The sequence below is a fragment of the Sphingobium sp. genome (assembly GCF_041987595.1).
GTDB lineage: Bacteria > Pseudomonadota > Alphaproteobacteria > Sphingomonadales > Sphingomonadaceae > Sphingobium.
On sequence record NZ_JBHIWJ010000212.1, the window covers coordinates 1 to 727 of the forward strand.

Annotated in this window: 1 protein-coding gene; it reads left to right on the forward strand. The window is 72.9% G+C overall.

Features of this window, described 5'->3' with window-relative positions:
- Nucleotides 1-631, forward strand: a 631-nt coding sequence (locus ACFC3J_RS22805; protein ID WP_375198186.1) for a sulfite exporter TauE/SafE family protein, incomplete at its 5' end; no start/stop codon positions are given.
- Nucleotides 632-727: the final 96 nt, after the last annotated feature.

Here is a 727-nt window from a genome sequence, read left to right on the forward strand (position 1 = left end):
CGTGTCGGCGGCAGGTGTGGCGCTAAACGCCCTGACGGCTCTGGCCGGTCACGCCAGGGCAGGGCGGGTGCGCTGGCCCTGCGCGGCCCTGTTCGCCATCACCGGCGCGGCCGGGGCCTGGTTCGGATCGTCCCTGGCCAAGATGATCGACGGCCATCAGCTGCTGCTGATCTTCGCCGTGGCCATGGCGGCCGTGGGCGCGTCGATGCTGCGTCCCAAGGCGGCGGTCGCGCGGGTCGAGCCCCGGCTGAACTGGTCGATGTCGCCGCGCGTCGGCATGGCGGGCGCCGGCGTCGGCTCGGCCGCAGGCTTCTTCGGCATCGGCGGCGGCTTTCTGATCGTGCCCGGCCTGATGGCGTCGACGGGCATGAGCCTGGCGACCGCCCAGGCGACGTCTTTGCTCAGCGTCGCCGCGTTCGGGGCGACGACGGCGGGCAACTATGCGCTGTCGGGCTGGGTCGATCCGGGCCTGGTCGCCGCCATGGCGGTCGGCGGGGTCGCCGGGACGGCGGCGGGTCTGCCGCTGGCGCGCCGGCTGGGGTCGAACGCCCGGCTTGGGCGCATCCTGTTTGCGGGCCTGATCCTGGTGGTCGCCGCCTATGTCGCGGTGCGGGCGATCCTGGCGCTCTGAGACCTCTGTTCAGCGGGCCGTCTTTCGACGACATTTCCGCCCATGACCGACGCCAGACTGGAGATCGCCGCCGGCTTTGCGACCTTGCAGGGGCCC